The organism is Pseudoflavonifractor capillosus, from assembly GCF_016899775.1.
In the GTDB taxonomy this organism is placed as follows: Bacteria; Bacillota; Clostridia; order Oscillospirales; family Oscillospiraceae; genus Lawsonibacter.
The window spans coordinates 51,546-77,746 of the sequence record NZ_JACJJE010000006.1 but is presented as its reverse complement, the minus strand read 5'-3'; the positions used below and the strand labels follow the sequence as shown (position 1 = coordinate 77,746).

The 26,201-nt window shown below is 62.3% G+C and carries 25 protein-coding genes and 1 pseudogene; 18 read left to right on the top strand and 8 right to left on the bottom strand.

Annotation, left to right across the window (positions count from 1 at the left end; genetic code table 11):
- Nucleotide 1: 1 nt before the first annotated feature.
- Nucleotides 2-568, bottom strand: a complete 567-nt coding sequence (locus H6B31_RS03415; RefSeq protein WP_204897214.1) for an anthranilate synthase component II — start codon at nucleotides 566-568, stop codon at nucleotides 2-4.
- The gene (trpE, locus tag H6B31_RS03410; RefSeq protein WP_204897213.1) at nucleotides 565-2,040 is read right to left on the bottom strand and encodes an anthranilate synthase component I; all 1,476 of its coding nucleotides are present in this window, start codon (nucleotides 2,038-2,040) and stop codon (nucleotides 565-567) included. The genes H6B31_RS03415 and trpE overlap by 4 nt, the downstream gene beginning before the upstream one ends.
- A 607-nt stretch (nucleotides 2,041-2,647) precedes the next feature.
- On the opposite strand from trpE, the gene spo0A reads away from it, so the two are divergent.
- Both spo0A and H6B31_RS03400 read left to right on the top strand, forming a co-directional pair.
- Complete coding sequence (gene spo0A / locus H6B31_RS03405) at nucleotides 2,648-3,409, top strand: sporulation transcription factor Spo0A (RefSeq protein ID WP_204897212.1); 762 nt, start codon at nucleotides 2,648-2,650, stop codon at nucleotides 3,407-3,409.
- A gap of 198 nt (nucleotides 3,410-3,607) precedes the next feature.
- Nucleotides 3,608-3,853, top strand: a complete 246-nt coding sequence (locus tag H6B31_RS03400) for a TIGR03905 family TSCPD domain-containing protein (protein ID WP_204897211.1) — start codon at nucleotides 3,608-3,610, stop codon at nucleotides 3,851-3,853.
- Between the two features lie 278 nt (nucleotides 3,854-4,131).
- On the opposite strand, the gene H6B31_RS03395 is transcribed toward H6B31_RS03400, so the two are convergent.
- Nucleotides 4,132-5,499, bottom strand: coding sequence for a D-alanyl-D-alanine carboxypeptidase family protein (locus H6B31_RS03395; protein ID WP_204897210.1), 1,368 nt, complete (start codon nucleotides 5,497-5,499; stop codon nucleotides 4,132-4,134).
- 124 nt (nucleotides 5,500-5,623) lie between these two features.
- On the opposite strand from H6B31_RS03395, the gene H6B31_RS03390 reads away from it, so the two are divergent.
- The 4 genes from H6B31_RS03390 to H6B31_RS03375 all read left to right on the top strand — a co-directional run bounded on the left by H6B31_RS03390 (nucleotide 5,624) and on the right by H6B31_RS03375 (nucleotide 8,955).
- Complete coding sequence (locus H6B31_RS03390) at nucleotides 5,624-6,058, top strand: ComEA family DNA-binding protein (protein WP_204897209.1); 435 nt, start codon at nucleotides 5,624-5,626, stop codon at nucleotides 6,056-6,058.
- Nucleotides 6,059-6,162: 104 nt separating this feature from the next.
- Entirely contained in the window at nucleotides 6,163-6,879 is a 717-nt protein-coding gene (locus H6B31_RS03385) for a response regulator transcription factor (RefSeq protein ID WP_204897208.1), read from the top strand.
- A gap of 31 nt (nucleotides 6,880-6,910) precedes the next feature.
- The gene (locus H6B31_RS03380; RefSeq protein ID WP_204897207.1) at nucleotides 6,911-8,440 is read left to right on the top strand and encodes a sensor histidine kinase; all 1,530 of its coding nucleotides are present in this window, start codon (nucleotides 6,911-6,913) and stop codon (nucleotides 8,438-8,440) included.
- Nucleotides 8,437-8,955, top strand: a complete 519-nt coding sequence (locus tag H6B31_RS03375; RefSeq protein WP_204897206.1) for a GerMN domain-containing protein — start codon at nucleotides 8,437-8,439, stop codon at nucleotides 8,953-8,955. Before H6B31_RS03380 ends, H6B31_RS03375 begins: the two co-directional genes overlap by 4 nt.
- Here H6B31_RS03375 and H6B31_RS03370 read toward each other — a convergent pair.
- The gene (locus H6B31_RS03370) at nucleotides 8,952-9,203 is read right to left on the bottom strand and encodes a hypothetical protein (RefSeq protein ID WP_204897205.1); all 252 of its coding nucleotides are present in this window, start codon (nucleotides 9,201-9,203) and stop codon (nucleotides 8,952-8,954) included. The two genes, H6B31_RS03375 and H6B31_RS03370, sit on opposite strands and share 4 nt — an antisense overlap.
- A gap of 95 nt (nucleotides 9,204-9,298) precedes the next feature.
- Between H6B31_RS03370 and H6B31_RS03365 the strand changes: the two genes are divergently transcribed.
- Nucleotides 9,299-9,538 carry a helix-turn-helix domain-containing protein gene (locus tag H6B31_RS03365; RefSeq protein WP_204897204.1) on the top strand — a complete coding sequence of 80 codons (240 nt, stop codon included), beginning with the start codon at nucleotides 9,299-9,301 and terminating at the stop codon, nucleotides 9,536-9,538.
- A 1,373-nt stretch (nucleotides 9,539-10,911) separates the two neighbouring features.
- Here H6B31_RS03365 and H6B31_RS03360 read toward each other — a convergent pair.
- On the bottom strand, nucleotides 10,912-12,225 hold the full coding sequence (locus tag H6B31_RS03360; protein WP_204897203.1) for a Na+/H+ antiporter NhaC family protein: 1,314 nt from the start codon (nucleotides 12,223-12,225) through the stop codon (nucleotides 10,912-10,914).
- Between the two features lie 179 nt (nucleotides 12,226-12,404).
- Here H6B31_RS03360 and H6B31_RS03355 point away from each other — a divergent pair, with 179 nt between their 5' ends.
- Nucleotides 12,405-13,196, top strand: coding sequence for a peptidoglycan recognition protein family protein (locus H6B31_RS03355; RefSeq protein WP_243418815.1), 792 nt, complete (start codon nucleotides 12,405-12,407; stop codon nucleotides 13,194-13,196).
- A gap of 151 nt (nucleotides 13,197-13,347) precedes the next feature.
- Here the strand turns inward: H6B31_RS03355 and H6B31_RS03350 are convergent, their stop codons facing one another.
- A complete protein-coding gene (locus H6B31_RS03350; protein ID WP_204897202.1) occupies nucleotides 13,348-14,712 on the bottom strand; it encodes an MATE family efflux transporter in 1,365 nt (454 codons plus the stop codon).
- Between the two features lie 209 nt (nucleotides 14,713-14,921).
- On the opposite strand from H6B31_RS03350, the gene H6B31_RS03345 reads away from it, so the two are divergent.
- From H6B31_RS03345 to hpf, 8 genes and pseudogenes are all read left to right on the top strand, one after another.
- Nucleotides 14,922-16,649: a phospho-sugar mutase gene (locus tag H6B31_RS03345; RefSeq protein WP_204897201.1), complete on the top strand. Its 1,728-nt coding sequence runs from the start codon at nucleotides 14,922-14,924 to the stop codon at nucleotides 16,647-16,649.
- Between the two features lie 735 nt (nucleotides 16,650-17,384).
- A complete protein-coding gene (locus H6B31_RS03340) occupies nucleotides 17,385-17,621 on the top strand; it encodes a hypothetical protein (protein ID WP_204897200.1) in 237 nt (78 codons plus the stop codon).
- Nucleotides 17,622-17,753: 132 nt separating this feature from the next.
- The gene (gene yabP / locus H6B31_RS03335) at nucleotides 17,754-18,071 is read left to right on the top strand and encodes a sporulation protein YabP (protein WP_243418814.1); all 318 of its coding nucleotides are present in this window, start codon (nucleotides 17,754-17,756) and stop codon (nucleotides 18,069-18,071) included.
- A pseudogene (yabQ, locus tag H6B31_RS17790) lies at nucleotides 18,068-18,328 on the top strand (spore cortex biosynthesis protein YabQ); the annotation flags it as partial. The gene yabP and the pseudogene yabQ, both read left to right, overlap by 4 nt.
- A 232-nt stretch (nucleotides 18,329-18,560) precedes the next feature.
- Nucleotides 18,561-18,836 carry an FtsB family cell division protein gene (locus tag H6B31_RS17060; RefSeq protein WP_087288980.1) on the top strand — a complete coding sequence of 92 codons (276 nt, stop codon included), beginning with the start codon at nucleotides 18,561-18,563 and terminating at the stop codon, nucleotides 18,834-18,836.
- A 90-nt stretch (nucleotides 18,837-18,926) separates the two neighbouring features.
- Nucleotides 18,927-19,391 carry a S1 RNA-binding domain-containing protein gene (locus H6B31_RS03325; RefSeq protein ID WP_087288982.1) on the top strand — a complete coding sequence of 155 codons (465 nt, stop codon included), beginning with the start codon at nucleotides 18,927-18,929 and terminating at the stop codon, nucleotides 19,389-19,391.
- Nucleotides 19,392-19,619: 228 nt separating this feature from the next.
- A complete protein-coding gene (locus H6B31_RS03320) occupies nucleotides 19,620-20,786 on the top strand; it encodes an amidohydrolase (RefSeq protein ID WP_204897198.1) in 1,167 nt (388 codons plus the stop codon).
- Nucleotides 20,787-20,953: 167 nt separating this feature from the next.
- The gene (hpf, locus tag H6B31_RS03315; RefSeq protein ID WP_087288985.1) at nucleotides 20,954-21,505 is read left to right on the top strand and encodes a ribosome hibernation-promoting factor, HPF/YfiA family; all 552 of its coding nucleotides are present in this window, start codon (nucleotides 20,954-20,956) and stop codon (nucleotides 21,503-21,505) included.
- 59 nt (nucleotides 21,506-21,564) lie between these two features.
- On the opposite strand, the gene H6B31_RS03310 is transcribed toward hpf, so the two are convergent.
- Nucleotides 21,565-22,053, bottom strand: a complete 489-nt coding sequence (locus H6B31_RS03310; protein WP_204897197.1) for a zinc ribbon domain-containing protein — start codon at nucleotides 22,051-22,053, stop codon at nucleotides 21,565-21,567.
- A 152-nt stretch (nucleotides 22,054-22,205) separates the two neighbouring features.
- On the opposite strand from H6B31_RS03310, the gene H6B31_RS03305 reads away from it, so the two are divergent.
- Both H6B31_RS03305 and H6B31_RS03300 read left to right on the top strand, forming a co-directional pair.
- Nucleotides 22,206-22,874: an ABC transporter ATP-binding protein gene (locus H6B31_RS03305; protein WP_204897196.1), complete on the top strand. Its 669-nt coding sequence runs from the start codon at nucleotides 22,206-22,208 to the stop codon at nucleotides 22,872-22,874.
- Nucleotides 22,875-22,887: 13 nt separating this feature from the next.
- Nucleotides 22,888-25,572: an ABC transporter permease gene (locus tag H6B31_RS03300; protein WP_204897195.1), complete on the top strand. Its 2,685-nt coding sequence runs from the start codon at nucleotides 22,888-22,890 to the stop codon at nucleotides 25,570-25,572.
- 69 nt (nucleotides 25,573-25,641) lie between these two features.
- On the opposite strand, the gene H6B31_RS03295 is transcribed toward H6B31_RS03300, so the two are convergent.
- A complete protein-coding gene (locus tag H6B31_RS03295; RefSeq protein WP_204897194.1) occupies nucleotides 25,642-26,130 on the bottom strand; it encodes a helix-turn-helix domain-containing protein in 489 nt (162 codons plus the stop codon).
- Between the last annotated feature and the right edge of the window lie 71 nt (nucleotides 26,131-26,201).

Here is a 26,201-nt window from a genome sequence, read left to right as displayed (position 1 = left end):
CTTATCCCTCCAAAAAATTTTTTACGATTTGACGCCCCTCCGGCGTGAGAATGGACTCCGGGTGGAACTGCAATCCATAGACGGGGCGGTCCTTATATTGCACCGCCATCACCTCCCCGTCGTCGGTTCGGGCGGTGACGGTCAGGCACTCCGGCAGGGTGTCCTCCACCGCCGCCAGGGAATGATACCGGGCCGCCTGGATGGTGTCCGGCAGCCCCCGGAACAGGGGGCAGTTCAAATCCAGCGCCACCTGGGAGGACTTGCCGTGCATGAGCTCCTTGGCGTAGGACACCACGCCCCCGAAGGCCTCACAGATGGCCTGGTGTCCCAGGCACACCCCCAAAATGGGAAGCTCCTCCGAGAGCTCCCGAATGGCCGCCTCACACACCCCGGCGTCCGCCGGGCGGCCGGGGCCGGGGGATACAATTAAATGGCTTGGGGCTTTTTCCCGGATGTCCGCCACCGTCACCTGGTCATTGCGCACCACCTGGATGTCCGGGCTGAGGCTCCCCACCAGCTGGTACAGGTTGTAGGAAAAGCTGTCATAGTTGTCGATGAGCAGAATCATAGGTCCCTCTCTTTCTGGGCCAGCTCCAGGGCCCGGACCACGGCTTTTGCCTTGTTGATGCACTCCTGGTACTCCTTCTCCGGCTCCGAGTCGGCCACAATGCCCGCTCCGGAGCGGATGAACACCTTCCCATTTTTTGCGAAGGCCAGGCGGATGGCGATGCAGGCGTCCAGGTTGCCGGTAAAGTCCAGGTAGCCGATGGCCCCGCCGTACACCCCCCGCTTGTTGTGTTCCAGCTGGTCGATGATCTCCGCCGCCCGCAGCTTTGGGGCTCCCGACAAAGTGCCCGCCGGGAGAATGGCGTCGATGGCGTCCACCGCGTCGCAGTCCTCCCGCAGCTCCCCCCGGACGGTGGAGCCGATGTGCATGACGTGGGAGAAGCGCTCGATGGCCAGGTACTTCTCCACCTGTACGGAGCCGAAGCGGCTGATCTTCCCGATGTCGTTCCGCCCCAGGTCCACCAGCATGTTGTGTTCGGCCAGCTCCTTTTCGTCCGACAGGAGTTCTTCTTCCAGCCGCTTATCCTCCTCCGCTGTCCTTCCCCGGGGCCGGGTACCCGCCAGGGGGAAGGTGTGGAGCACCCCGTCCTCCAGCTTCACCAATGTCTCGGGAGACGCCCCGGCCAGCTCCATGTCGTCGCTGGTGAAGTAGAACAGGTAGGGGGAGGGATTGATGGTGCGCAGGATGCGGTACACGTCCAGCAATGACCCCTCAAACCCGGCCTCCAGCCGGTTGGACAGCACCACCTGGAAGATATCCCCCTCCCGGATATAGTGCTTGGCCTGCTCCACCATGGAGCAGAACTGCTCCCGGCTGAACAGGGCCTCCACCGGCGTGGTGAGCCAGGCCGGCAGCCGGGGGGCGGGGGCCCCGTGGCGGAGGAGCTCGGCCATCCGGTCCAGCTGGGCGCAGGCGGCGGGGTAGGTCTCATCCAGGTCGGAGGCGTCCGCGTTGGTGATCAGGATGAGCTTCTGCCGGAAGTTGTCAAAGGCGATGACGCTGCGGAACAGCATCAGATCCATATCCTTGAACTTCTCCTGGTCCTCCCCCGTGAGGCGGAGGGTTGGCTCGGCGTACTTCATGTAGTCATAGGAGAAGTAGCCCACCAGTCCGCCGGTGAAGGGGGGCTGGCCGGGGATCTTGGGGCTTTTGTGTTCGGAGAGAATCTGCCGCAGGGCCTCCCCCGGGCGCTGAATGCGGCTGGAGGTCCGCTCCCCGTCCCGGAGCTGCACCACCCCGTCCTTGGCCGTGATTTCCAGCTCGGGCTCAAACCCCAGGAAGGTCCAGCGGCCCCAGCCCTCCTGGTCGGCGGCGGACTCCAGCAGAAAGCAGTGGTTGTCCCGGGCCCGGAGAATGCGCAGGGCCTGGATGGGGGTGAGGAAGTCGCTGAGCAGCTCCCGGGCCACCGGAATCTCCCGGTAAGGTCCGGAGGCGGCCAGGGTTCTGGCCTCCTTCAACGTGGGATAGTACATGGAAAGACCTCCTTTTTTCCGGGACGAAATGCAAAAACGCCCGTCCCTGACAATTTGTCAAGGACGGGCGTATCCTTACGCTCGCGGTGCCACCTTGCTTCACGGCCCTTCCACCGGCCGTGCCCTTAGCGGAGTACCAACATACCCCCGGCAACTGACGTATGCCCACACGTCGCAGAATACTCGGCCGGAACTCCGGCCTTTGACTGCGCCCTCAGCGGTCCATTTGACAGTTCGTTTCTTACCCAGCTCTCAGCTCCCCGGGCTCTCTGTAAAGGCGTGACTGCCGTTATCTCCGCTTCAACGGTTTAATTTTCTGTATCATACACAATTTCCCCCGCCCTGTCAACCCCCGCCGCAATTTTTTGATCAAACAAAACGACAGTTTTATTCTAATCCTTTCTGAAAAATATTTTCTGGATGAAGAAATCGAATTTTCTGAAAATTCCCTGAAACAGAAGGGTTCGTCGGAACTTGTCGAAACTTTTTATTCCATTTTTTGGCAAAAACGCCTTGCATATCCTGTCTGATTATGATACATTTTACTTGGCCGCTCCGGGCGTATCCGGCGGGCCGGTCATATCATTCCAGGAGGAGAAGAGCAAATATGGAGTATGCCAAACGACTGCTGGTAGCGGACACCAGCGACGAATTCCGGCGCCATCTGATCGAGGCGCTTCAAAACGAATCGGACATGGAAGTAGTGGGCGAGACGGGCGACGGCCAGCAGCTGCTGGAGATGGTTCGAACCCTCCAGCCCGACGCAGTGGTCATGGAGATGGTGCTCTCCAGCATGGACGGGATCGAAGTGCTGGAGCAGCTGCGGGAGCTTCCCCCGGAGCACCGTCCCCGGATTCTGGTGCTGTCCAGCTACATCCACGGGGCCATCGCCGACCTGGCCGCCGCCAATGGGGCCGACCACTTCATGGTCAAGCCCTGCAAATTCAGCACCATCTGCGCCCGCATCCGGCAGCTCACCACTTTTGACGCCATGGAGGAGGACAAGAGCCGCTCCCACAGTCTGGAGACCCTGGTCACCTCCATTATCCATGAGGTGGGCGTCCCCGCCCATATCAAAGGCTACCAGTATCTCCGGGAGGCCATCCTCATCGCCGTGGACGACATGGAGGTCATCAACGCGGTGACCAAGGTTCTCTATCCCGAGGTTGCCAAGCGCTTCGGCACCACCGCCTCCCGGGTGGAGCGGGCCATCCGCCACGCCATCGAGGTGGCCTGGGACCGGGGCGACCTGGAGACCCTTCAAAAATACTTCGGTTACACCGTCTCCAACGTGAAAGGAAAACCCACCAACAGCGAGTTCATCGCCATGATCGCCGACCGGCTCCAGCTCCAGCAGCGGGAGGGTTGAGCGCACCCCCGTTCCCCCAGCCACCCCGCGGAACCCCCGCGCACGCACCAGAAAAGAGGATAATTTGTACCAGGAATTCTAAGAGGCGGACCAGAGAACAGCGTTCAGGTCCGCCTTGTTTTTTTCGCCCGTTTCCTCTATAATAAAAGCCGATCCATCTTTTTAGACCCTGTAAAAGCAAGGAGGCGCATCATCACTATGACCATTCAGTACACGCCCCGGGGCGTCTGCTCCCGGGCCTTTACCATTCAGGTGGAGGACGGCGTCATCCAGTCCGTCCAGGTCGTCGGCGGCTGTCATGGCAACCTGCAGGGCATCTCCAGCCTGCTGCGGGGAATGCCGGTGGACGAGGCCGTCCGGCGGATGGAGGGCATCCGGTGCGGAAACAAGCCCACCTCCTGCCCGGATCAAATCGCCCAGGCCCTGAAAACGGCTCAGCAGTAAAACACAGCCACCGGCAACGCCGGTGGCTGTGTTGCAGACTGTCAAAAAAGTGGCAAAGTCACTTTTTTGAATGGGGCTGCACGAAATTTCAACCTCGATTTCTTGCGAAATTGTCGGTCAAAATTTCGTGAGAGGTGTCATTTCCGAGGCACATGTCCTCGAAAATGACGAGATTAGATCTTATTCCGTCGTCTGCGGACGACGGAACTCCTTGCAGGAGGGCTTTTTTGACAAGCTGAAACACAGCCACCGGCAACGCCGGTGGCTGTGTTGTTCTTTTATCTTCTGCGGCGTCCGCTGTAGTGGCCCCGCCGGCCCGCGCCCATGCCTACGCCGGAGCGGTAGCGCCGGCGCTTCCGGAACACCAGCACCCGCAGCAGGACGATCACCACGATGACCAGCACCACCACCAGGAGCAGGCGCACCCCCGCATTCTGGAAGAAGGTCTCCACCTGGTGCTTGTAATAGAGGAAATCCGAGCGCTCCACCGCCGTGTCCGCCACCAGGTCCAGCCGGCCGTATTCCGTCCCGTCATAGCGGATGGTCAGGATGCCCAGCACCTGGCCCGCCTCCACGGGGGCGTCCACGCTCTCGCTGAATAAGGAGGGAACCATCTCCACCTGCTCCAGGTCGATGTCCTTGGGCAGGGTCCGGGTGATGGAGCCCAGAGGCTTTACGTTTACCTCGTCCGCCTGGGTGGACAGGTTCACCTTCACTTTGGTCACCAGGGTCTCGTCCGGAGACAGGGTGACTCGCTGAAAGTTATCAAAGCCCCAGTTCAGCAGCTTGATGGTCTCGCTGAACTGGCGGGCGTCCGTGCTGCCGTCCACCTGCTTCACCTCTTCCGCCCCCAGGATGACGGAGATCAGGTACATATCCCCCTTTCGGGCGGTCTCCACCAGGCAGTTGCCCGCCTCGTCGGTGGTGCCCGTCTTGCCTCCGGTGCCCGGGCCGTACAGATATTGGGTGTAGGTCCAGTTGGAGGTGAGGGCGTTGGTGTTGCGGATGATCCGCTCCTCCGACACACCGTTGGCGGGAAGGGTGTAGTTGGGGCTGGTGAGGATGGTCTGGAACAGGTCGTACTCCATGGCCGCCTTCATAAAGCGGGTGATGTCGTAGGCGGTGGTATAGTGGTTGTCGTCGTGGTAGCCGTGGGGATTTGCGAAGTGGGTCCCCTCACAGCCCAGCTCCTCCGCCCGCTGGTTCATGTGCTCCACAAATGCCTCCACGCTCCCGTCCACCGCAATGGCCAGGATCTGGGCCACCTCGTTGCCCGAGGGGAGGAGCAGGCAGTACAGGTACTGCTCCAGGGTGTAGGTATCTCCCACCTGAATTTTGGCGGTGGAGCTGCCCTCGGGCACCTCCAGGGCCTCCGCCGTGGCGGTGATGGGGGTGTCCAGGGTCAGCTGCCCCGCGTCCACCGCCTCCAGCACCAGCAGGGCGGTCATCACCTTGGTGATGCTGGCGGGGTACACCTTGTCATAGGCCCCCTTGTCATAGAGCACCTCGTCGTAGGTGGCGTCGATGAGGATAGCGTTGCGGCAGGTGAGGCCCGGGTCCTCCACCGCGGCGGCGGACATGGGCAGGAACAGGGCGGCCAGAAGGATCACCGCCGCCAGAAGGCTGGGAAAACGGCATTTTTTCATTGGGCAATTCTCCATATGTATGATATAATAGAAAAGAATCTCCGGCACACCGCCGGGATCAATATTCTGTAAACCTCATTATAGCAAACCGAATCCATCCCCGCAAGCACCAGGAGGGAGAAAAATGGCTGGAATTTCCCGGTTTGAAAAAGGAGTGCTTCTCCTCACCGCCGGTTTCGTGCTGTTCACCGGCGGCTGGTTCCTGGCCGGGCAGAATACTTCCGAGCCCTACACCGTCACGGTATCCGCCCCGCAGGAGCCCTCCGCCCCGGACCCGGCCCTTGAGGAGGCCCCCGCCGAGGGGGAGCGCCCGGACAGTCTGCTGCCCGACGAGGTCATCGACCTGAACGCCGCCGACGCCTATGACCTGGACCGGCTGCCCGGCATCGGCCCCGCCAAGGCGGAGGCCATTCTGGCCTACCGTGAGGAGCACGGCCCCTTTCAGAGCGTGGACGACCTGCTCTCTGTCTCCGGCATCGGGGAGGTCACGCTGGAGAACCTGCGGCCCTATGTGGCGGCGGGGGGCGCGGCAGAGACAGCGGAGGCAACGGGCGGGTAATACCCGCCCCTACGGGCAGTCCCACCTTTTATGTAGGGGCGGCTGTCAGCCGCCCGAGGGCCGGTTCTAGGTAACCGCCTAAAGAAAGCAAGGAGTTTTATATCATGGCAAAAATACTAGTCGTAGATGACGAGAAGGTCCTGGTCAAGGGAATTACCTTCAATTTGAAAAACGAGGGCTATCAGGTGGAGACCGGCTACGACGGCGAGGAAGCGGTGGAGCTGGCCCGGGAGGGGAATTTCGACCTGATCATTCTGGACCTGATGATGCCCAAGATCGACGGGCTCCAGGCCTGCATGCGCATCCGGGAGTTCTCTAACGTGCCCATCATCATGCTCACCGCCCGCAGCGAGGACACGGACAAGATCATCGGCTTTGAGTGCGGGGCGGACGACTATATCACCAAGCCCTTCAACATTCTGGAGCTGAAGGCCCGGGTACGGGCCCTGCTGCGCCGCTCCGGAGCAGCGGGCCAGCGCCAGGCGGGGCGGGGCGCCCTCACCGTGGGCCACATCCGCCTGGACCCCAGCGAGCGCTCCGCCTGGAAGGACGGCAAGCCGGTGGATTTGACCGCCAAGGAGTTCGACCTGATGGAGCTGCTGATGCGCAACCCCGGCCGGGTGTACAGCCGGGAGAACCTGCTCAATGTGGTATGGGGCTATGAGTATATCGGGGACTACCGTACGGTGGACGTGCACATCCGCCGCCTGCGGGAAAAGCTGGAGCTGGACCCGGCCAATCCGGAATACATCCGCACCAAGTGGGGGGTGGGCTACTACCTGAGCAGTCAGGGGAGCTCCTCCGGCTCTTCCGGCCGGTGACCACCTGTTCCAAGAGAGGATGAGACACGCCATGCCGGAACCGTCGGCCAAATCCAAGGAAAAACAGAAGATCCCCTTTTTCTCCCGCCTCCAGGTCAAGTACGCCCTGAGCTACCTGGCCCTGCTGGCGATGGTGCTGGTTCTGCTGAACACCTACCCCCTGATCGCCTCCCAGAATCTGCTGATCTCCTCCAAGGAGGACTCCCTGCGCAGTCAGATCGCGGTCATGTCCTCCGCCCTCATGGAGTTGGAGACCCTCTCTGCCGACCAGGTGGCCCGGGTGATGAACATGCTGGACAACATGGGACTGGAGCGCATTCTGGTCACCGACCCCTCGGGGCTGATCCTGTACGACAGCCTCACCCAGGGCCAGGAGAGCGAGGGGGATGCGTCCTCCGCCCAGTCCCCTCCGGACGCCGGCGGAGGCGCCGCCTCCGCCCAGCCGTCCTATCAGTACGCCCTGTTTCAGGAGGTGGCCCTGGCCCTCCAGGGGAACGACGTGCTCTACACCCACTATGAGGACGGGGTGTTTCTCTCCACTGCCGCCGCCCCCATTTTGTACCGGGGCATGACCATCGGAGGCATCTACATCTGCGACTGGGACAACACCCAGGGGACGCTGCTCATGAGCCTGCAGCAGAACCTGCGCACCATCTCCCTGGTGCTGATGGTCATTGCCCTGCTGGTCAGCTTCTTCTTCTCCAAGGTGCTCACCTCCCGCATCGGGGCCCTGCTCCGGGCCATCCGCATCGTGGGCGAGGGGGAGTACGGCCACCGGCTCCAGCCGGCGGGAAAGGACGAGCTGGCCCATCTGGCGGAGGAGTTCAACCAGCTCACCGACCGCCTTCAAACCACCGAGGAGGTCCGCCGCCGCTTTGTCTCCGACGCCTCCCACGAGCTGAAGACCCCCCTGGCCTCCATCCGCCTGCTGGCCGACTCCATCCTCCAGAACCAGGAGATGGACCGGGAAACTGTCCAGGACTTTGTCAGCGACATCGGGGAGGAGGCCGAGCGCCTCACCCGCATCACCGAGCATCTGCTGTCCCTCACCCGGCTGGACAGCCTGCCGGTGGGCGAGACCTATATTGTGGACCTGTCCGCCGTGGGCCGCAGGGCGGTCTCCATGCTCCTGCCGGTGGCCGACGCCGCCCAGGTGACCATCGAGACCACCTGGAAGAGCGGCTGCACCCTCCGGTGCACCGAGGACGACCTGTATCAGATCTGCTTCAACCTGATTGAAAACGCCGTCAAATATAACTTCCCCGGGGGCAAGGTGTTCGTCTCCACCCGCCGGAACGGGGACCAGGTGCTCTTTGAGGTGGCGGACACGGGCATTGGCATCCCGGAGGAGGAGCTGCCCAAGGTGTTCAACCGCTTCTACCGGGTGGACAAGGCCCGCTCCCGGGCGGCGGGGGGCACCGGCCTGGGGCTGTCCATCGTGCGGGACACGGTGCGCCGCCACGGGGGCTGGGTCACCGCCCAGCGCCGGGAGCCCGAGGGCAGCGTGTTCACTGTGGGCTTCCCCTGTGAGACGCCTGAGGTGGGAGGTGAGGACCTGTGAAGCGTCTGCTGCTGTCCCTGGCGGTATCCCTCGCCCTCCTGCTGCCCGGCTGCGGCGCCGGGGGAGAGAATTCGGGGGTGCTGCTGTATTTCTGCACCGACCCCAATGACCACAGCCAGCTCCATGGCCCCGCCATCCAGAGCCAGCCCTACCTGGGCCCCTCCGGCCCCGGGGTGGAGGAGCTGGTGAACGCTCTGCTGGCCGGCCCCACCCAGGGCGGCCTGGTCTCCCCCTTCCCTCAGGGGCTCTCCCTCCAGAGCTGGGAGCTGGAGGACGGGCTGCTCACTCTGAACTTTTCCGAGCAGTACGGCGGGCTGGCAGACATCTCCCTCACCCTGGCCGACTACTGTCTGGTGCTCACCCTCAGCCAGGTGGAGGGGGTGGACACCGTCCAGATTCAGTCCGCCGGGCACACCTACCACTCCCGCAGCCACCAGACTATGAAGGCGGACGAGGTGCTCACCGACCAGAGCCTGCCCGAGGAGGTCCTGCAGTCCAGCGGCGAGGAAAATTAGGCCCTCTCCCCACACTCCAGCACGTCCAGCATCAGCCGGGCTCCCAGATAGAAGCCCCGCTGGAACAGAAGCTTTCCGGAGAGCTCCTCCATGTCGCTGTTCAGCTGCCCGAAGCGGTCGGCGAAGTCGATTCCAAAGGCCTGCTGAATCTGTTCATACATGGGGTATGCCTGATTATTCAGGTCCTTACACTGGGGGGAGATTTGGAATATTTCCTCATATTCCAGTTCAAAAATTTCAGATAACATTTCATTCATCATTAAAATCTCCAAAATTCCATTTTTACAGAACTTTTGACAAATCAAGTATATTCGTTTAAAATTCCTTTGTCAAGAGGTGTTTTATGTTTTCACGAACCTTATTTGGTCAGAGACTGCGAAAGCTCCGAAAACAGTGCGGAGAGACTCAAAGCGACTTGGGCGAACTGCTCCTGGTCAAAAAAAGCCAGATCAGTGAACTGGAGCAGGGGAATGTATCCACTACTCCGGAAAAAATTGTGATCATCTGCACCCACTACCACGTGTCCGCCGACTACCTCCTGGGTCTCACCGACGACCCGGAGCCCCGGTGGAGCGGAGAATAATTTGTTGGACGCTTCCCTGTCCTCGGATGGGGGAGCGTCTTTTTTCGGGGCGTTTCGCCGCCTGCTCTTTTTTAGCCTTCCCCCTGGGGGGAAGGTGCCCCCGAAGGGGGCGGATGAGGGGTCAGTTTAAAGAGCAAGCATCGTTAGAAGAATACCGTAGGGCGGGGGCTTGCCCCCGCCGCCTGTTTATTCAGCGGCCGCAGGGGGAATTTCGCCGCCTGCGGGCGGCGAGTGACTTTCTGGACGGCCAGAAAGTCACCAAAGAGCCGCTAGGGGGCGGGCGCAATCGGCAGGTTCGGCAAAGCCTCCCTGCCTCCATGCCGCCCGCCCCCTAGAACCCCCATTACGGGGGACGCGTACCTGCAAGGCGGCAAAAAATTTCCGGCGCGCAAAATCTGAGTGGCGATTTGCGTTTCCTCCCGGGCCGCTGGGCCCTGGGTTTGCAAAAATTGCCGCTGGTGCGGTTCCACACCTGCGCCTGGGTTTCCCGAACCAACGCTCCCGGTAGGTATGCTGTCGGGCCGGTCTGGGACCGGCCCCTACGTGAAAAGGGAGCGGCTTCTATATCCGCTGTAGGGGCGGCTATCAGCCGCCTGCAAGCCTTCCCCCTGGGGGGAAGGTGCCCCAGTGCGCACACTGGGGCGGATGAGGGGGCAATGATAGAACGCTTTTTTGTGTAGGGCGCGACGACCTCGGCGCGCCGCGTATGCGGGCCGGCCAGTGTCCGGCCCCTACGATAAAAAGGGATGGCTTCAGGATACATGCAGGGGCGGCACACCGGGCCGCCCGGCTTCCATGGATCGGCGGGAGGCCCAAGGGCCTCCCCTACCCAACCCTGGAAGAATTTCTTGAAAACCGTAGGGGAAGGGACGACTCCCCTTATCAAGGGGAGATGTCGAGCGCAGCGAGACAGAGGGGATAGGGATTTGCCCCTCCCGCCGCACTCGGAAATTTATCCGTTAACCAGCGGGCCGGTCTAGGACCGGCCCCTACGAATAGAAGGGACACTTTCAGATTTGCCGTAGGGGCGGGTCCATGACCCGCCCGCAAGCCTTCCCCCTTCCAGGGGGAAGGTGCCGAGCGAAGCGAGGCGGATGAGGGAAACGGTTCTGATGATCAGGGCAATCCGTTTAAACCGTAGGGGCGGCACACTGGGCCGCCCGGCTCCCATGGGTTCGGATGCCCGTAGGGCGCGACCTCCCGGACGCGCCGTTTCGGTCACTCACAAAACGCCATAGGGGCCGCCCGCAATCCCTCCCCCTACTGATACGGACGAGGATTCCCCCTTGAGACGCCCCCACGTCTTTCCCCCAAAAACAAAAACGCCGGACGGCTCTTTTTAGAGGCCGTCCGGCGCTGTTTGATGGGTGCGGTTATTTCTCCCGCCCGGAGAAAAACAGGATGAACACGATGGCACACACCGCCATGAGATAGCAGTAGAACATATAGGGCACAATTTCCAGCGCGGCCACCCCGGTTCCGGCGGAGGCGTACAGCAACTGGGCCCCGTAGGGCAGGATGCCCTGCATCACCGAGGCGAAGATGTCCAGCAGAGAGGCGGACCGGCGGGCGTCGATATGGTACTCCTCACTGATCTCCTTGGCAATGGCGCCGGACATGACGATGGCCACGGTGTTGTTGGCGGTAGCCACGTCCACGGCGGCCACCAGACCGGCGATACCCAGCTGGGCCCCCTTCTTGGACTTGACCCGGCGGTGGATAAACTCAATGAGCCACTGGATGCCCCCGTGCTCCTTCACCAGGGCCCCGATGCAGGCCACAATGATGGAGATGACGGTGATATCGTACATGGAGGTAACGCCAGTTCCCATGACGGCAAACACCTGGGTCCAGGCAAAGGCCCCGGAGGCCACACCCACCACCAGGCTCAGGGCGGTGCCCAGCATGAGGATGACGAACACGTTCACCCCGATAAGGGCGCCCACCAGCACCACCAGATAGGGCAGCACCTTCCAGAAGCTGTACGCCTCTACCTCCACCTGGCCGCTGCCGCCCCAGGTGAGGGCCACGAAGATCAGCAGGGTAATAATGGCGGCGGGGAGGACGATGAGGAAGTTCATGCGGAATTTATCCTTCATCTCGCACCCCTGGGTGCGCACGGCGGCGATGGTGGTGTCGGAGATCATGGACAGATTGTCTCCGAACATGGCCCCGCACACCACGGCGGCGATGCACAGTACAATGTCAAAGCCGGTGGCCTCACTCATAGACACGGCAAAGGGGGCCAGGGCGGACACAGTACCCACCGAGGTACCCATGGACACGGACACGAAGCAGGCAATGAGAAACAGGCCGGCCACGGCAAACTGGCTGGGGAGAAAATCCAGGAACAGGAACACGGTGCTGTCCGCGCCTCCGGCGGCGGAGATGGCCCCGGAGAAGGCGCCGGCGGCCAGGAACACCAGGCACATGGTCAGGATATTCTCGTCGGCCACCCCGTTGGCCATCACCTTCAGCTTGGCATTGAAGTCCAGCTTGCGATTCTGGAAGCAGGCCACCGCCAGGGCAATCAAAAAGATCACGATGGCCGGGGTCTGATAGAACCCCTGCTCGATGTTCAGTCCATACTCAAATAAAAGCCCGCACCCCAGGTAAAGCACCAAAAAGACGATGATGGGGAGCAGGGCGATGGGATTGCTCCGAACAGAGCGCTGGTTTTCATCCATCCCGAAATCCTTCCTCTCTCAACATAAAATAGACCCATGCAGTACCTTTTATCATACGAAAAATAGTCCCCGGTGTCAATGAAAAACCAGGTTTTCCTGGAAAAAACAGACCGGGAACCGGAACCAGGTCCGCCGCATAGTCTGTAACAGGGCACAGGCCGCAGAGAGGAGGCGCTGCTTTGGTACCCATCGAGAGGTGGATTTTGACAAAAAGCGACTGTTATCAGGCCGGCCGGACCATCGTCCCCCGGGGGATCATGGTCCACTCCACCGGCGTGGCGCAGCCCGACCCGGAGGCGTTCTGCCGCCAGTGGGACCGCCCCGGTGTGGACGCCTGCGTCCACGCCTTTGTGGCGGAGGACCGGATCGTCCAGACTTTGCCCTGGAACTGGCGGGGCTGGCACGCGGGCAGGGGGACACTGGGAAGCGCCAACAACACCCACATCTCTTTTGAGTGCTGCGAACCGGCGGGCCACACCTATCAGGGCGGGACCATGGTGGGATACGACCCGGGAAAAAACCAGAGGTATTTTGAGAAAATCTATGAAAACGCCGTGGACCTGTGCGCCAGGCTGTGCAGGGACTACGCCCTGGACCCCCTGGAGCCAGGGGTGGTGCTCTGCCACGCGGAGGGCTTCCAGCAGGGAATCGCCAGTAACCACGCCGACGTGCTCCACTGGTGGCCCAGGCACGGGGTGGACATGGATGACTTTCGCCGGGCGGTACGGGACCGGCTGGAGGAACAGGAGGAGGACGCCGTGACACAGGAACAGTTCAACGCCATGCTGGAGGAGGCCCTGAGACAGCGGGAGCAGCTGCCCCCCAGCGGCTGGTCCCAGGAGGCCAGAGCCTGGGCGGAGGGGGCCGGCATTGTGACCGGCAGTCCCGACGGAGCAAAGCGGTACCGGGCCTTTGCCACCCGGGAGGAGACCGTCCAGATGCTCCACGCGGTCTTTGGGCAAACGCCGTAAAAAAGATTTCCTCGAACTCAGGCGAATTTTGTTCCACAGAGGCCTGTTGACGCGCAAAAACTCCGTCCCGCTGTGCGGGACGGAGCTTTTCTTTACGGTCTTGCTGGGGCCGCCCGTCCGGCAGACTCAGCCGCCCCCAGAGGGCTGCCGTTTACTCCTCCACCGGCAGCAGCTTCTTCCGCCGGGTGAGGAACAAGGTCAGGGTGGTGGCGCTGGCCAGAACGTCCGCGATGGGCTCGGCGGCGTAGATGCCGAAGACGCTCCCGGTGACTCGGGGCAGGATCAGGGCCAGGGGCACCAGCAGGATCACCTTCCGCAGCAGGGCCAGGAACAGGCTGGTCCGGGCCTGCCCCAGGGCCATGAAGGTGGTCTGACAGGCCATCTGCGCCCCAAAGGCCCAGATGCCGCCGAAAAACAGAGGCATCACCTGGGAGACCAGGCCGATCAGCTCAGGCTGGGGAGTAAAGATCCGGGCCAGCAGGCCGGGGAAGACTGCGATGACCAAAAAGGCGGCGCAGGTCACGGACAAGGTGATGGTGAGCAGCCGTTTGAACGTCTGGCGCACCCGCCGGAAGTTCTGTGCCCCGTAGTTGTAGCTCATAATGGGCTGGGTGCCCTGGGTGATGCCCTGAACGGGCATGACGATCATCTGCATGATGGACTGCATAATGGTGATGGAGCCCACATACAGGTCCCCGCCGTAGGTCTGCATTCCTGTGTTGAGCACCACGGTTACCAGGCTCTCGGTGGACTGCATAATGAAGGGGGCCACGCCCAGACCGGCGATGCGGCCGATGATGCGCTTGTTGGGGATCAAAAACACCCGGTGCAGGCGCAGGCTGCTGCGGCGGCTGCACAGGAAGGCCACCACCCAGGCGGCGCTCACCGCCTGAGACAGAATGGTGGCCAGAGCGGCGCCCCGGACGCCCATGCCCAGAACAAAGATGAAGATGGGGTCCAGGACGATGTTCAAAATGGCCCCGATGAGCACGCTGAGCATGGCGGTGGTGGCCCTCCCCTGGGCGCTGATGAAGGGGTTGAGGCCCAGGGCCAGCTGGACAAAGACGGTGCCCAGCAGATAAATGCCGATATACTCTTTGGCGTAGCCGATGGTGGCGTCGGACGCACCGAAGGCGTACAGGATGGGCTCCTGAAAGATGCTGAATCCCGCGGTCAAGACCACTGCCGCGCACAGCAGCATGGTGAGGGAGTTACCCAGGATGCGCTGTGCCTCCACCCTCCGCTTCGCTCCCAACTGGATGGCGGCCAGAGGCGCGCCCCCCTGCCCCGCAAAGGCGGCAAAGGCGGAGATCAGGGTGATGATCGGGAACGTGACTCCCACGCCGGTGAGGGCCACGTCCCCGATCTCCGGGATGTGGCCGATATAGATGCGGTCCACAATGTTATAGAGCATGTTGATGATTTGAGCCGCGACAGAGGGCACCGCCAGCTTCAAAATCAATTTCCCAATGGGGGCGGTGGCCAGGATCTCGTCGCTGTGCCGGGTCTGTTCCACAGGGTACCACTTCCTTTTCTGCGTAAAGAGTAGTATAGCACGTTCCTCCCATTTTGGAAAGACGGTCTTTGCCTCCTTTCCCGCCCGACGCCCCTCTTTTTTCGTAAAAATGACGGAAATCTGCTGGAAATTTTCGGCCATCTGTGGTACACTTACCCCAACAGCAAAGCTCCAGCGAATCTTCATGTACACACAGGAGGTCATTCAGTATGTCTTATCGGGAGAATTACGAGAAATGGTTGCACAGTCCCGCCCTCTCCGCGGCAGAGAAGGCGGAGCTGGAGTCCATCCAGGGGGACGAGAAGGAGATCGAGAGCCGCTTTTTTGACCAGCTGTCCTTCGGCACCGCCGGCCTGCGGGGCACCATGGGTGTGGGCCTGTACCGGATGAACGTCCATGTGGTCCGCCACGCCACTCAGGCCTTTGCCCAGGTCATCCTGGAGGAGGGGGCCGAAGCCGCCGCCCGGGGCGTGGCCGTGTGCTTCGACTGCCGGAACAACTCGGACGTCTTTGCCCGGGAGGCCGCCTGCGTCATGGCCGCCAACGGCATCCCCGCCCGCCTGTTTGAGTCCCTGCGCCCCACCCCGGAGCTGTCCTTTGCCGTGCGGGAGTACCACTGCATCGCCGGCATCAACGTCACCGCCAGCCACAACCCCAAGGAGTATAACGGCTACAAGGTGTACTGGGAGGACGGCGCCCAGCTGCCCCCCAAGCACGCCGACCAGGTGGCCAAGAAGATGAAGGAGCTGGACGTGTTCGACTGCGTCAAGACCATGGACTACGACGAGGCCGTCTCCAAGGGGCTCATCACCCTCATGGGGGAGGAGACCGACGAGAAGTTCCTGGCCAACGTCATGGAGCAGGTCAACGACAAGGCCGTGGTGGAGAAGATGGCCGACACCTTCACCATGGTGTACACCCCCTTCCACGGCACCGGCTATAAACTCATCCCCGAGGCCCTGAAGCGCCTGGGCATGAAGCATGTGATCTGCGTCCCTGAGCAGATGGTCATCGACGGCAACTTCCCCACCGTGGTCTCCCCCAACCCGGAGAACCCCGAGGGGTTCTATCTGGCGGTGGACCTGGCCAAAAAGAACAACGCCGACTTTATCCTGGGCTCCGACCCGGATGCCGACCGGGTGGGCATCATGGTGCGCACCAAGGACGACGACTTTGTGGTCATCTCCGGCAACCAGACCGGCGTGCTCCTGCTGGACTACCTGATCGGGGCCAAGCGCCGCACCGGCAAGATGCCCGAGAAGCCCGTGGCTCTGAAGACCATCGTCACCACCGAGATGGCCCGGAAGGTGGCCGAGGTGAACGGCCTGCAGTGCTATGACACCTTCACCGGCTTTAAGTTCCTGGCAGAAAAGAAGGACAAGCTGGAGAACAGCGGCGAGGGCAAGGTCATCTTCTCCTACGAGGAGTCCTACGGCTATATGCTGGGCGACTACGTCCGGGACAAGGACGCCGTGTCCGCCAGCGTGGAGCTCTCTGAAATGGCCGCCTGGTATGCCTCCCAGGGCATGACCCTGTACGATGCCCTCCAGGCCCTGTTTGAGAAGTACGGCTACTACGGGGAGAAGACCATGAACCTGGTCATGCCCGGCCTGGACGGTTTGAAGAAGATGGCCGACCTGATGGCCAACCTGCGTCAGAATCCTCCCACGGAGATTGCCGGCGTGGCGGTGAAGCAGCAGAAGGACTACCAGGACGGCAGTGTGGTAAATGTGGCCGACGGCTCCAAGGAGACCATGGAGCTCTCCGGCTCCAACGTGCTGCGGTACGAGATGGCCGACGGCACCAGCCTCATCGTCCGTCCCTCCGGCACCGAGCCCAAGGTGAAGGTCTATATCCTGGCCAACGGTACCACCAAGGCCGAGTGCGACGAGAAGGTGGCCAAATACGCCGCCTGGGCCGAGACCCTCAAAGGCTGACCTACTTTTCTTGAAAGAAAAGTAGGCAAAAGAACTTTGTGCGAAACTGCGTTTCGCCTCTTGAAAAATCGCTGCCTTTCTTCCTTTTCCACATTTGATTTTGTACGGGCCCCGCTTGATTTTAAAAGCGGGGCCTGTTCTTTTTGCCGACTATTAGGAACTGGGCGGCCCAGTGTGCCGCCCCTACGGCGAACACAGAAGCCCACCCTTCTTTTCGTAGGGGCCGGACACTGGCCGGCCCGCTGAAGAACTTCTGCCATTCCGGAGCCCACCCTCATCCGCCTCGCATACGCTCGGCACCTTCTCCCTAGAAGGGCGAAGGCTTGCGGGCGGCTGATAGCCGCCCCTACGACGTTTCTCCGCGGCGATTTGAAACGGCGCGTCCAGGAGGCCGCGCCCTACAAAAGGGGAGAAACCCTTTAGCGTGGGCGGGTGAGGACACCCGCCCCTACGGCAAAACTGGAAATGGTTCCTTCTTTTTGTGGGGGCTGGACACTGGCCGACCCGTGTTCCGGGCGACCGCAAGGGTCGCCCCTACGGCGGAAAACGGACCGGGAGCGTTTGCTCGGCAAGGCCAGGCGCAGTTGTGGAACCGCAGTAGCGGTAATCTTTGCAAACCCAGGGCCCAGTGGCCCGGTGAAAATTTAAACACCCGCTCAAATTTTGCGCGCCGGAAATGTTCTGCCTGGCCCAAGGGGTAACCCCCGTAAAACGGGGGTCCAGGGGGCGTGCAACATGGAGGCAGGTGCGGCAAAGCCGTTCCTGCCGATTGTGCCCACCCTTTGGCGGCTCTTTGGTTCCTTTCTGCCCGTGCAGAAAGGAACTCGCCGCCGGGGCGGCGAAACTCTTCCTGTGAAAAGAACCACCCAGCGGCCCGATGAGGGCATCGGGCCCTACGAAATTGAGGCACATGCCCGCCATTCACAGAAAACGAGCCAGTCCGACCATCGCCCCCTCATCCGTCTGGCCTGACGGCCAGCCACCTTCCCCCCAGGGGGAAGACTTGAGAAAGAGAGCGCCCCAGTGTGCCGCCTCTACAGCGAAAAGCGGCGGCGAAATCCCCTGAAGGAAGAACAGTCATACCCCCTCCCTTTGTCCCATACAATGGTAAAAAACAAAGGAGTGGGGATTATGGCGTACGACGACAGCCGTCTGCCGGCGGAGGCGGCCCACCACATTCTGCTGGAGGGGCGGGAGCAGCTCACCGTCTCCGGCGTGGAGGAGGTGGAGAGCTTTGACGAGAACACCATCGTCATGTCCACGGTGAAGGGGACGCTGGTGGTCCGGGGGGAGGACCTGCACATCGAGAAGCTCTCCCTGGACGGGGGCGACATGAAGGTGGAGGGCAGCGTGGACTCCCTCACCTATGAGGACGACCGCCGTGGGAGGGGCGGGCTGCTCTCCCGCCTGCTGGGGGGATGACGGTGGATGTGGCCGCCCAGGGGGCGGCTCTGGTCCAGGCGGTGCTGCTGGGGCTGGCCGCCGGGGTGCTGTACGACCTGTTCCGCATCCTGCGGGTGCGGGTGCGCCTTCCCCTGCTGGGCCCGGCGCTGGACCTGCTGTTCTGGCTGACGCTCACCGTGACGCTGTTCCTCTGGTCCCAGTGGGCCTGGGGCGGGCCGGTGCGCCTGTACGGGGCGGCGTTTCTGTTCCTGGGCGGGGCGGTCTACTTCGGGCTGTTCAGCCGCTGGCTGCTCTGGCTGGGGTACCGGCTGGCCGACCTGATTACAGCAATCCTTCAGATTCTGGCCCTTCCGTTGTTTGCACTAAATCGCCTCCAGAAAAAAATCAAAAAACTTGCAAAAAATATCTTCCTTTTCGCGGGAAAATGGTATAGAATAAATCAGATAACTCAGGAAATGGAGTCCACGGCCCGCCGGCGGGCGGCCCGGGAGAGGGGAGGATCGTCACATGCGTCTGAAACGTGCGGGACTGCTGACCAAGCTGGTCATCGTGGTGCTTCTGGTGTATCTGGCCACCTCCCTGCTGGATCTGCGGGGGCAGATTCAGTCCGTTCAGGAGGAGCGGGACACGCTGGAGCAGCAGGTGGAGGAACAGCGGCTGGCCAACCAGCAGCTGGAAGACGCCATCGAAAACAGCGACGACCCTGAAACTCTGGAGCGGGTGGCCCGGGAAAAGGGCTACGTCAAAGAGGGCGAGACCCTGTACATCGACGTGGCCGGCTGACGGCTCCGCCGGGGCTGCGGGGCCCCGGTCCGCGCCTGTGCACGGCGCGGCTTGAGGGGGAAATTTACAAGGAGGATATTTCAGTCAGTGATGGAGTTTGGTGTTGGGTCCATTTTGGACGGTAAGGTAACGGGAATCACAAAGTTTGGCGCCTTCGTGGCCCTGCCGGAGGGACGCTCCGGTCTGGTCCACATCTCGGAGATCGCCTATACCTATGTCAACGAGGTGTCCGATTACCTGAAGGAGGGACAGGAGGTCAAGGTGAAGGTCATCGGCATCGACCAGGCCAACCGGATCAACCTGTCCATTAAGAAGGTGAGCGATCCCCCTCCCCGCCCCGCGGGCGGACAGGGCGGACGCCCCGCTCGTACAGGAGGGGCTCCCCGTTCCGGCGGAGCGCCCCGCTCCGGAGGCTTCGCGCCCCGGCCCGCACCCAAGGAACCCACTGACTTTGAGGACCGGCTGCGCCAGTTCATGCAGGCCTCGGACAGCAAGCTCTCCGAGCTGCGCTATCTGGAGAAGAAGGGCGGCAACCGCCGGGGCGGCCGCCGGTAAGCCGGATCGCATTGGAAAACGAAGCGGCCGCAGGTCATCCTGCGGCCGCTTTTCCGTATACGGATGGTTTCAGTCAGCCGGGGCGTCCCTCCCCATAGGAAAAGGGACGCCCCAAGGACGTCCCCCATGCGTATTGGTTGAGCTGCCCAGAAAGAATACCATAAAATTCCAAACTCGTCAACGGGAGGCCTGTCGAATGTCCGCCGCCTTCCGGGAAAGGAACACGCTATGCTGATTATCAACGGCACCGTCCACACCATGGAAGGCCTCACCATCCCCGGGGGCTACGTGGACATCCGGGGGGACAAGATCGCCGGGACCGGCCCCATGGAGGAGTGTCCCAAGAGCTGGGAGGGGGAGGTCTTTGACGCTCAGGGCGGGCACATCCAGCCCGGCTTTGTGGACGCCCACTGCCACCTGGGGATGTTCGGGGACTCCACCGGCATCGAGGGGGACGACGGCAACGAGGCCACCGACCCCTGCACCCCCCACCTGCGGGCGGTGGATGCCGTCAACCCCATGGACCGGGGCTTTCAGGAGGCCCGGGAGGCGGGGGTGACCACCGTCCTCACCGGTCCGGGGAGCGCCAACCCCATCAGCGGCCAGTTCGCCGCCCTGAAAACCAACGGCCGCTGGGTGGACGCCATGGTGCTCAAGGCCCCGGCGGCCATGAAGCTGGCCCTGGGGGAGAACCCCAAGCTCACCTATCACGAGCGGCATGAGACCCCCACCACCCGCATGGCCACCGCCGCCATCATCCGGGAGAACCTGGCCAAGGCGGTGGAGTACCGGGAGAAGCTGGAGCGGGCGGCTCAGGACGAAGAGGAGGACAAGCCCGACTACGACGCCAAGCTGGAGGCCCTTCTGCCGGTGATCCGGGGGGAACTGCCGGTCCACATCCACGCCCACCGGGCGGACGACATGGCCACCGGCATCCGCATCTGCAAGGAGTTCGGCCTGAAGTACGTGCTGGTCCACGGCACCGAAGGCCACCTAATTCCCGACCTGCTGGCCCAGGAGGGGGCGGGGGTCATCACCGGACCCTGCCTCACCGACCGCTCCAAGCCGGAGCTGATGCACCAGTCCCTGGAGACTCCCGCCATCCTCCAGCGCTTCGGGGTAAAGGTGGCCATCTGCACCGACCACCCGGAGACCCCCATCCAATATCTGCCCCTGTGCGCCGCCATGGCCATCCGGGGGGGCATGGACCCGGAGAGCGCCCTGGCCTGCGTCACCATCCGGGCCGCCGAGCTGGCGGGGGTGGCCGACCGGGTGGGCTCCCTGGCCCCGGGAAAGGATGCGGATGTGACCGTCACCAGCGCCCATCCCCTCAACTGGCTCAGCCGGATGCGGCTGGTGGTGATGGACGGAAAGGTGGTCCACGGACGGCTGTAAGCAGTTTCCAAGCCTGCCGTTTTGCCCCTTCATAAAACTTTCACAAAAAACAGTGGAAATTTTTCGCTCCTGTGGTATAATAAAACCATCGGAGGGGAGAACCCTCCTTCACCGGAGGAGTTTCCCTCCCACTCAAGCCCCCTCGGGGGTGAAAGGAGCGGACAAGTATGAAGTTTGTGTTTACAGACAAAAAGGTGAACGTGCCCAACTACATCCACAACTACGCGGAAAAGAAAGTGGGCAAGTTAGACCGTTTCTTTAAGGAGGATGCCACCGCCTCACTGACGTTCAGCGTGGAGAAGGACCGCAACCGGGTGGAGGTCACCATCCGGTCCAGCGGCACCATCTTCCGTGTGTCGGAGAGCACCTCTGATATGCACGCCTCCATCGACGCCGCCGTGGCCTCCCTGGAGCGGCAGATCCGCAAGAACAAGACCCGTCTGGAGAAGCGGCTGCGCACCGGCGCCTTTGAGCGCTCGGTAGACGCCTCCACGGAGATCTCCTCCTTTGTCCCCGACGAGCCGGAGGAGGGGGAGTACCATGTGGTCCGGACCAAGACCTTCCCCATCAAGCCCATGACCCAGGACGAGGCCATTCTGCAGATGAATCTGCTGGGCCACAGCTTCTTCGCTTTCAAGAACGAGGACGCCGGCGGGGCCTTCGCGGTGGTCTACCGCCGCAATGACGGGGACTACGGCATCATTGAGGATGCAACCTGATTGTTCCAAAAACCGCGGGGCGGCCAACCGGCCGCCCCGTTTTTTTGTTCTGCGAGACATTACGGCTCTGACGCCCGCTCTGTCTCTCCCCTGCGCCAGCGCTTCAGGGTGGGGAGAAAGGCCAGCAGTCCCGCCCGGGCCTCCGCCTCATCCAGGTCCAGTCCGTTGGCCCGGTTCCACTCCGCTAAAAACTGCAGATTGTGCTCCGCCATCTCCTCCATGGTCACGTCCTGAAGGAACCGCCCCTGCTGATAGCAGTATACGCAGTACGTCTCCGACCGGCTGCCGTCCGCCTCAGTCCCCCGCTCCTCGTCCCGGGTCAGGGCCATGCCGCAGCTTTGACAATATCCGGCGGGGTACCCCAGCAGCCGGTCCACCGACACCTGGAATACCTTTGCGATCTCCTTCAGGGTGTCGGTGCTGGGGACGGTCTCGCCGGTCTCCCAGCGGGAGACCGCCTGCCGGGTGACACAGAGCTTTTGGGCAAACTCCTCCTGGGACAGCCCCAGGTCCCGGCGCAGCTCCAACAGCGCATCCCTTGTCTCCATTCAATCGCCTCCTTTTTGCCCAGTATAGCAGACCGCCTCCGGATGCACAAGCAACGGGCGGTTGCGGAATTCTTACCACTCTGTTCGATTTTGGAAAGACTCTGGAAAGATTGTTTGGGTACAATGGGGGTATCAGAAAGGAGTGCATCCCCATGACGGTTTTGGAAACCAAGGATCTGAAAAAATACTACGGCTCCGGCGACACCCAGGTGAAGGCCCTGGACGGAGTCGATCTGACGGTGGAGAACGGGGAGTTCGTGGCCATTGTGGGCACCTCGGGCTCGGGCAAGTCCACCCTGCTCCACATGCTGGGCGGCCTGGACCGGCCCACCGACGGCTCTGTCCTGGTGGAGGGCCGGGACATCTTCGCCCTGAAGGACGAGGAGCTGACCATCTTCCGCCGGCGGAAGATCGGCTTTGTGTTCCAGTCCTACAACCTGGTCCCAGTGCTCAGCGTCTATGACAACATCATCCTGCCCATCCAGCTGGACGGGGGCCGGGTGGACGAGGCGTATGTGAACCAGGTGATCGAGGCCCTGGGGCTGGAGCAGAAACTGGACCGCTTGCCCAACCAGCTCTCCGGCGGGCAGCAGCAGCGGGTGGCCATCGCCCGGGCCCTGGCCACTAAGCCCGCCATCCTCCTGGCCGACGAGCCCACGGGCAACCTGGACTCCCGGACCAGCCAGGACGTCCTCTCCCTGATGAAGACCACCGGACAGAAATTTGCCCAGACCATGGTGATGATCACCCACAACGAGGAGATCGCCCAGCTCGCTGACCGCATCGTCCGCATCGAGGACGGCAGGATCGTCACACGGTGAGGGGGTGCGCGCCATGAAGGTATCCAACGGCAAGTGTGTCCGCCGCCTGGCCTGGAAGAGCTTAGCGGCCAACCGGACCCGAAACCTCATTGCGGTGCTGGCCATCGCCCTGACGGCGGTGCTGTTCACCTCCCTCTTTACCATCGCCCTGTCCATCAACGAGGGCATCCAGCAGTCCAACTTCCGCCAGGTGGGGGGCTTCTCTCACGGCGGGTTCAAGTACCTGACGGAGGAGCAGTGCAGCGAATTGAAGGATGATCCCCTCATCGGCCAGTGGGGGGTGCGGCGCTTCCTGGGCATACCCACAGAGGTGCCCTTCAACAAGACCCATGTGGAGGTGGGCTGGTCCGACGCAAACTACGCCCACTGGTCCTTCTGCGATCCGGTGGAGGGTTCCCTGCCCCAGGAGGGCACCGACCAGGCGGCCACCGACACCCGAGTGCTGGAGCTGCTGGGCATTGAGCCGGAGCTGGGGGCCCAGTTCACCCTCACCTTCAACGTGGACGGCCATGAAACCACCCAGACCTTTACCCTGTGCGGCTGGTGGGATCGGGACGGGGCCGTCCAGGCCAGCCACATGCTCATTCCGGAGAGCCGGGTGGACACCATCCTGGACGAGGTGGGAGTGGACCCCAACAACCCCACCGACGGCATGACGGGCACCTGGAACCTGGACGTGATGCTGAAAAGCGGCTCCCGGCACATTGAACAGGATTTGAATCAGATCCTGGCCGACCACGGCTATCAGAGCGAGACGCCGGGAGAGAACTACATTGACACCGGAATCAACTGGGGCTACACCGGGGCCCAGCTGTCCGACAGCATGGACCCGGCCACGGCTACGGTCATCGCGGGGATGCTCCTGCTCATCCTCCTCACCGGCTATTTGATCATCTATAATGTGTTCCAGATCTCGGTGGCCGGGGACATCCGGTTTTACGGCCTGCTGAAAACCATCGGCACCACAGGACGTCAGCTCCGGCGGATCATCCGGTACCAGGCCCTGGCCCTCTCCGCCCTGGGCATCCCCCTGGGGCTCCTGGCCGGCTGGCTCATCGGCGGGCAGCTCACCCCGGTCATCATCGCCCGGCTGGACGGAGTGTCCGACGTGGTGTCGGTGAGTCCCGTGCTCTTTTTGGGCTCCGCCCTGTTCGCCCTGTTCACGGTGCTCCTGTCCTGCCGCAGGCCGGGCCGGATGGCCGCCAAGGTCTCCCCCATCGAGGCGGTGCGGTACACTGAGGGGGCCGGAAGAAAATCCCGCCGCCCCTCCGGGAAGCGCCTTGCCCATAAGGGGGCGGGCGGGTCCTCCCTGCTGGCCATGGCCTGGGCCAACCTGGGCCGCAGCCGGGGCAAGACCGCCGTCACAATTACCTCTCTGTCCCTGGCGGTGGTACTGCTGACGGTGACGGTGAACTTTACCAATGGCTTTGACATGGACAAGTATGTGTCCAACTTCACCGCCAGCGACTTCATCGTGGCCAACGCCGGGAAGTTCCAAAACAGCGTCCTGGACTTCACCCCCGATATGGCCGTGCCCCAGTCCGCCATGGATGATATCGGCGCCCAGGAGGGCATTACAGACGGGGGCGTGGTGTACGGGCAGACCTCCTCCGCCCTGGAGTACATCACTGAGGACTACTTCCGGCAGATGAACCAGCGCTTCTACACCCCGGAACAGCTGGACAACGCAATCCGCCTGACCGGCCGGAACGAGGCGGGAGACCTGGCCGCAAACGTCCAGCTCTCCGGCATGAGCCCCTTTGCCCTGGACCACCTGACGGTGCTGGAGGGGGACCTGTCCAAGCTCTATGAGGAGGGCGGAAAGTATGTGGCCGCCGTGTACGCCGAGGACGACTACGGCAGAGCGGACATGGACTCCCACTGGGCCCGCCTGGGGGATACGGTCACCATCCGGTACGTGGAGGAGTGGGAATATGTGGACCCGGACACCGGCATCGCCTACTCCGATGTGGAGGATGTACCCGCCGAGGCCAACTGGGTGGCGCAGCCGGTCAAGTACCGGGACGCGGCGTATCAGGTGGCCGCCCTGGTGACGGTACCCTCCGCCCTCAGCTACCGGTACTACGGCAGCGACGAGTTCATTCTGAATGCCCAGACCTTCGTGGAGGACACCGGGACCAGCTCGGTGATGTACTACGCCTTTGACACCACCGACGAGGCCAATGACCCCATGGAGGAATTTTTGCAGAACTACACGGAGAACGTAAATCCGGAGCTGGACTACGAGAGTAAGGCCCTCTACGCCGGGGAGTTTGAGAGCATGCGCTCCATGTTCCTGCTGCTGGGCGGGGCCCTGAGCTTCATCGTGGGGCTGGTGGGGGTACTGAACTTCTTCAACGCCATCCTCACTGGCATTCTGGCCCGGAAGCGGGAGCTGGCCGTCCTCCAGTCCATCGGCATGACGGGAAAACAGCTGAAGACCATGCTGGTGTATGAGGGGCTGTTCTACGCCCTGGGGGCGGCGGCCATCTCTCTGGCGCTGACTCTGATTCTGGGGCCGGCGGCCTTCACAGCGGTGGGGAACCTGTTCTGGTTCTTCACCTACCGCCTGACCCTGGTTCCCTTCCTGGTTGTGATCCCAATATTTGCCCTTCTGGGCATCCTGGTGCCCCTGGGGGTGTACCGGTCGGTGGCCCGGCACACCATCGTGGAGCGCCTGCGGGAGGCGGAGACCTGACAGAGAGAAAAAGCCCGGCGCTGTGGAATGATCCATAGCGCCGGGTTTGCTTCTTCGCCGCTCACAAATCTACGATTTACGCCTGGGTTTCACAAGCAGGTACACGTTCACAAGCGCCCCCAGGAGGCACAGGCCAAACAGCCACATCAAATCGTGGGCGCGCACCCAGGCAATCAGGCCGTCCGCAGCCACACTCCCGTCGGGGTAATAACTGACGGTGGGCTGGATGGAGCTTAAAATCCCCATAACCAGCAGGCCAAGCAGGGAGAGAGCCATCAAAATGCCGCCGCCCCGCTGCTGGGCGGCGTATCTGCCTTTGGACCCGGGTGCCCCCAGTTCCGGGGACGGTTTTTCTCCCGCCTCCTGCTGTTTCAGCAGGTAATCTGTGGTCACCCCAAACAGTTCGCTCAGCCGCACCACATTTTCCGTATCCGGCAGGGCGATGTTCAGCTCCCAGTGGGAGACCGCCTGCCGGGAGACCCCCATCTGGGCGGCCAGCTCCTCCTGGGACATGCCCCGGGCCTTCCGCAGACGCTGGAGCTTTTCTCCCAATGTCATGGACTCCACCTCCCTCTCTGACTCCATTGTAACCGGCGGGAATATTTTCCGCCAGCAGCTTGAGACGGAAA

Bases quoted from the DNA above. Each gene is read 5' to 3' on its own strand.
- H6B31_RS03415 (WP_204897214.1), bottom strand. From the start codon at position 568: ATGATTCTGCTCATCGACAACTATGACAGCTTTTCCTACAACCTGTAC.
- trpE (WP_204897213.1), bottom strand. From the start codon at position 2,040: ATGTACTATCCCACGTTGAAGGAGGCCAGAACCCTGGCCGCCTCCGGA.
- spo0A (WP_204897212.1), top strand. From the start codon at position 2,648: ATGGAGTATGCCAAACGACTGCTGGTAGCGGACACCAGCGACGAATTC.
- H6B31_RS03400 (WP_204897211.1), top strand. From the start codon at position 3,608: ATGACCATTCAGTACACGCCCCGGGGCGTCTGCTCCCGGGCCTTTACC.
- H6B31_RS03395 (WP_204897210.1), bottom strand. From the start codon at position 5,499: ATGAAAAAATGCCGTTTTCCCAGCCTTCTGGCGGCGGTGATCCTTCTG.
- H6B31_RS03390 (WP_204897209.1), top strand. From the start codon at position 5,624: ATGGCTGGAATTTCCCGGTTTGAAAAAGGAGTGCTTCTCCTCACCGCC.
- H6B31_RS03385 (WP_204897208.1), top strand. From the start codon at position 6,163: ATGGCAAAAATACTAGTCGTAGATGACGAGAAGGTCCTGGTCAAGGGA.
- H6B31_RS03380 (WP_204897207.1), top strand. From the start codon at position 6,911: ATGCCGGAACCGTCGGCCAAATCCAAGGAAAAACAGAAGATCCCCTTT.
- H6B31_RS03370 (WP_204897205.1), bottom strand. From the start codon at position 9,203: ATGTTATCTGAAATTTTTGAACTGGAATATGAGGAAATATTCCAAATC.
- H6B31_RS03365 (WP_204897204.1), top strand. From the start codon at position 9,299: ATGTTTTCACGAACCTTATTTGGTCAGAGACTGCGAAAGCTCCGAAAA.
- H6B31_RS03360 (WP_204897203.1), bottom strand. From the start codon at position 12,225: ATGGATGAAAACCAGCGCTCTGTTCGGAGCAATCCCATCGCCCTGCTC.
- H6B31_RS03345 (WP_204897201.1), top strand. From the start codon at position 14,922: ATGTCTTATCGGGAGAATTACGAGAAATGGTTGCACAGTCCCGCCCTC.
- H6B31_RS03340 (WP_204897200.1), top strand. From the start codon at position 17,385: ATGGAGGCAGGTGCGGCAAAGCCGTTCCTGCCGATTGTGCCCACCCTT.
- yabP (WP_243418814.1), top strand. From the start codon at position 17,754: ATGGTAAAAAACAAAGGAGTGGGGATTATGGCGTACGACGACAGCCGT.
- H6B31_RS17060 (WP_087288980.1), top strand. From the start codon at position 18,561: ATGCGTCTGAAACGTGCGGGACTGCTGACCAAGCTGGTCATCGTGGTG.
- H6B31_RS03325 (WP_087288982.1), top strand. From the start codon at position 18,927: ATGGAGTTTGGTGTTGGGTCCATTTTGGACGGTAAGGTAACGGGAATC.
- H6B31_RS03320 (WP_204897198.1), top strand. From the start codon at position 19,620: ATGCTGATTATCAACGGCACCGTCCACACCATGGAAGGCCTCACCATC.
- hpf (WP_087288985.1), top strand. From the start codon at position 20,954: ATGAAGTTTGTGTTTACAGACAAAAAGGTGAACGTGCCCAACTACATC.
- H6B31_RS03310 (WP_204897197.1), bottom strand. From the start codon at position 22,053: ATGGAGACAAGGGATGCGCTGTTGGAGCTGCGCCGGGACCTGGGGCTG.
- H6B31_RS03305 (WP_204897196.1), top strand. From the start codon at position 22,206: ATGACGGTTTTGGAAACCAAGGATCTGAAAAAATACTACGGCTCCGGC.
- H6B31_RS03300 (WP_204897195.1), top strand. From the start codon at position 22,888: ATGAAGGTATCCAACGGCAAGTGTGTCCGCCGCCTGGCCTGGAAGAGC.
- H6B31_RS03295 (WP_204897194.1), bottom strand. From the start codon at position 26,130: ATGACATTGGGAGAAAAGCTCCAGCGTCTGCGGAAGGCCCGGGGCATG.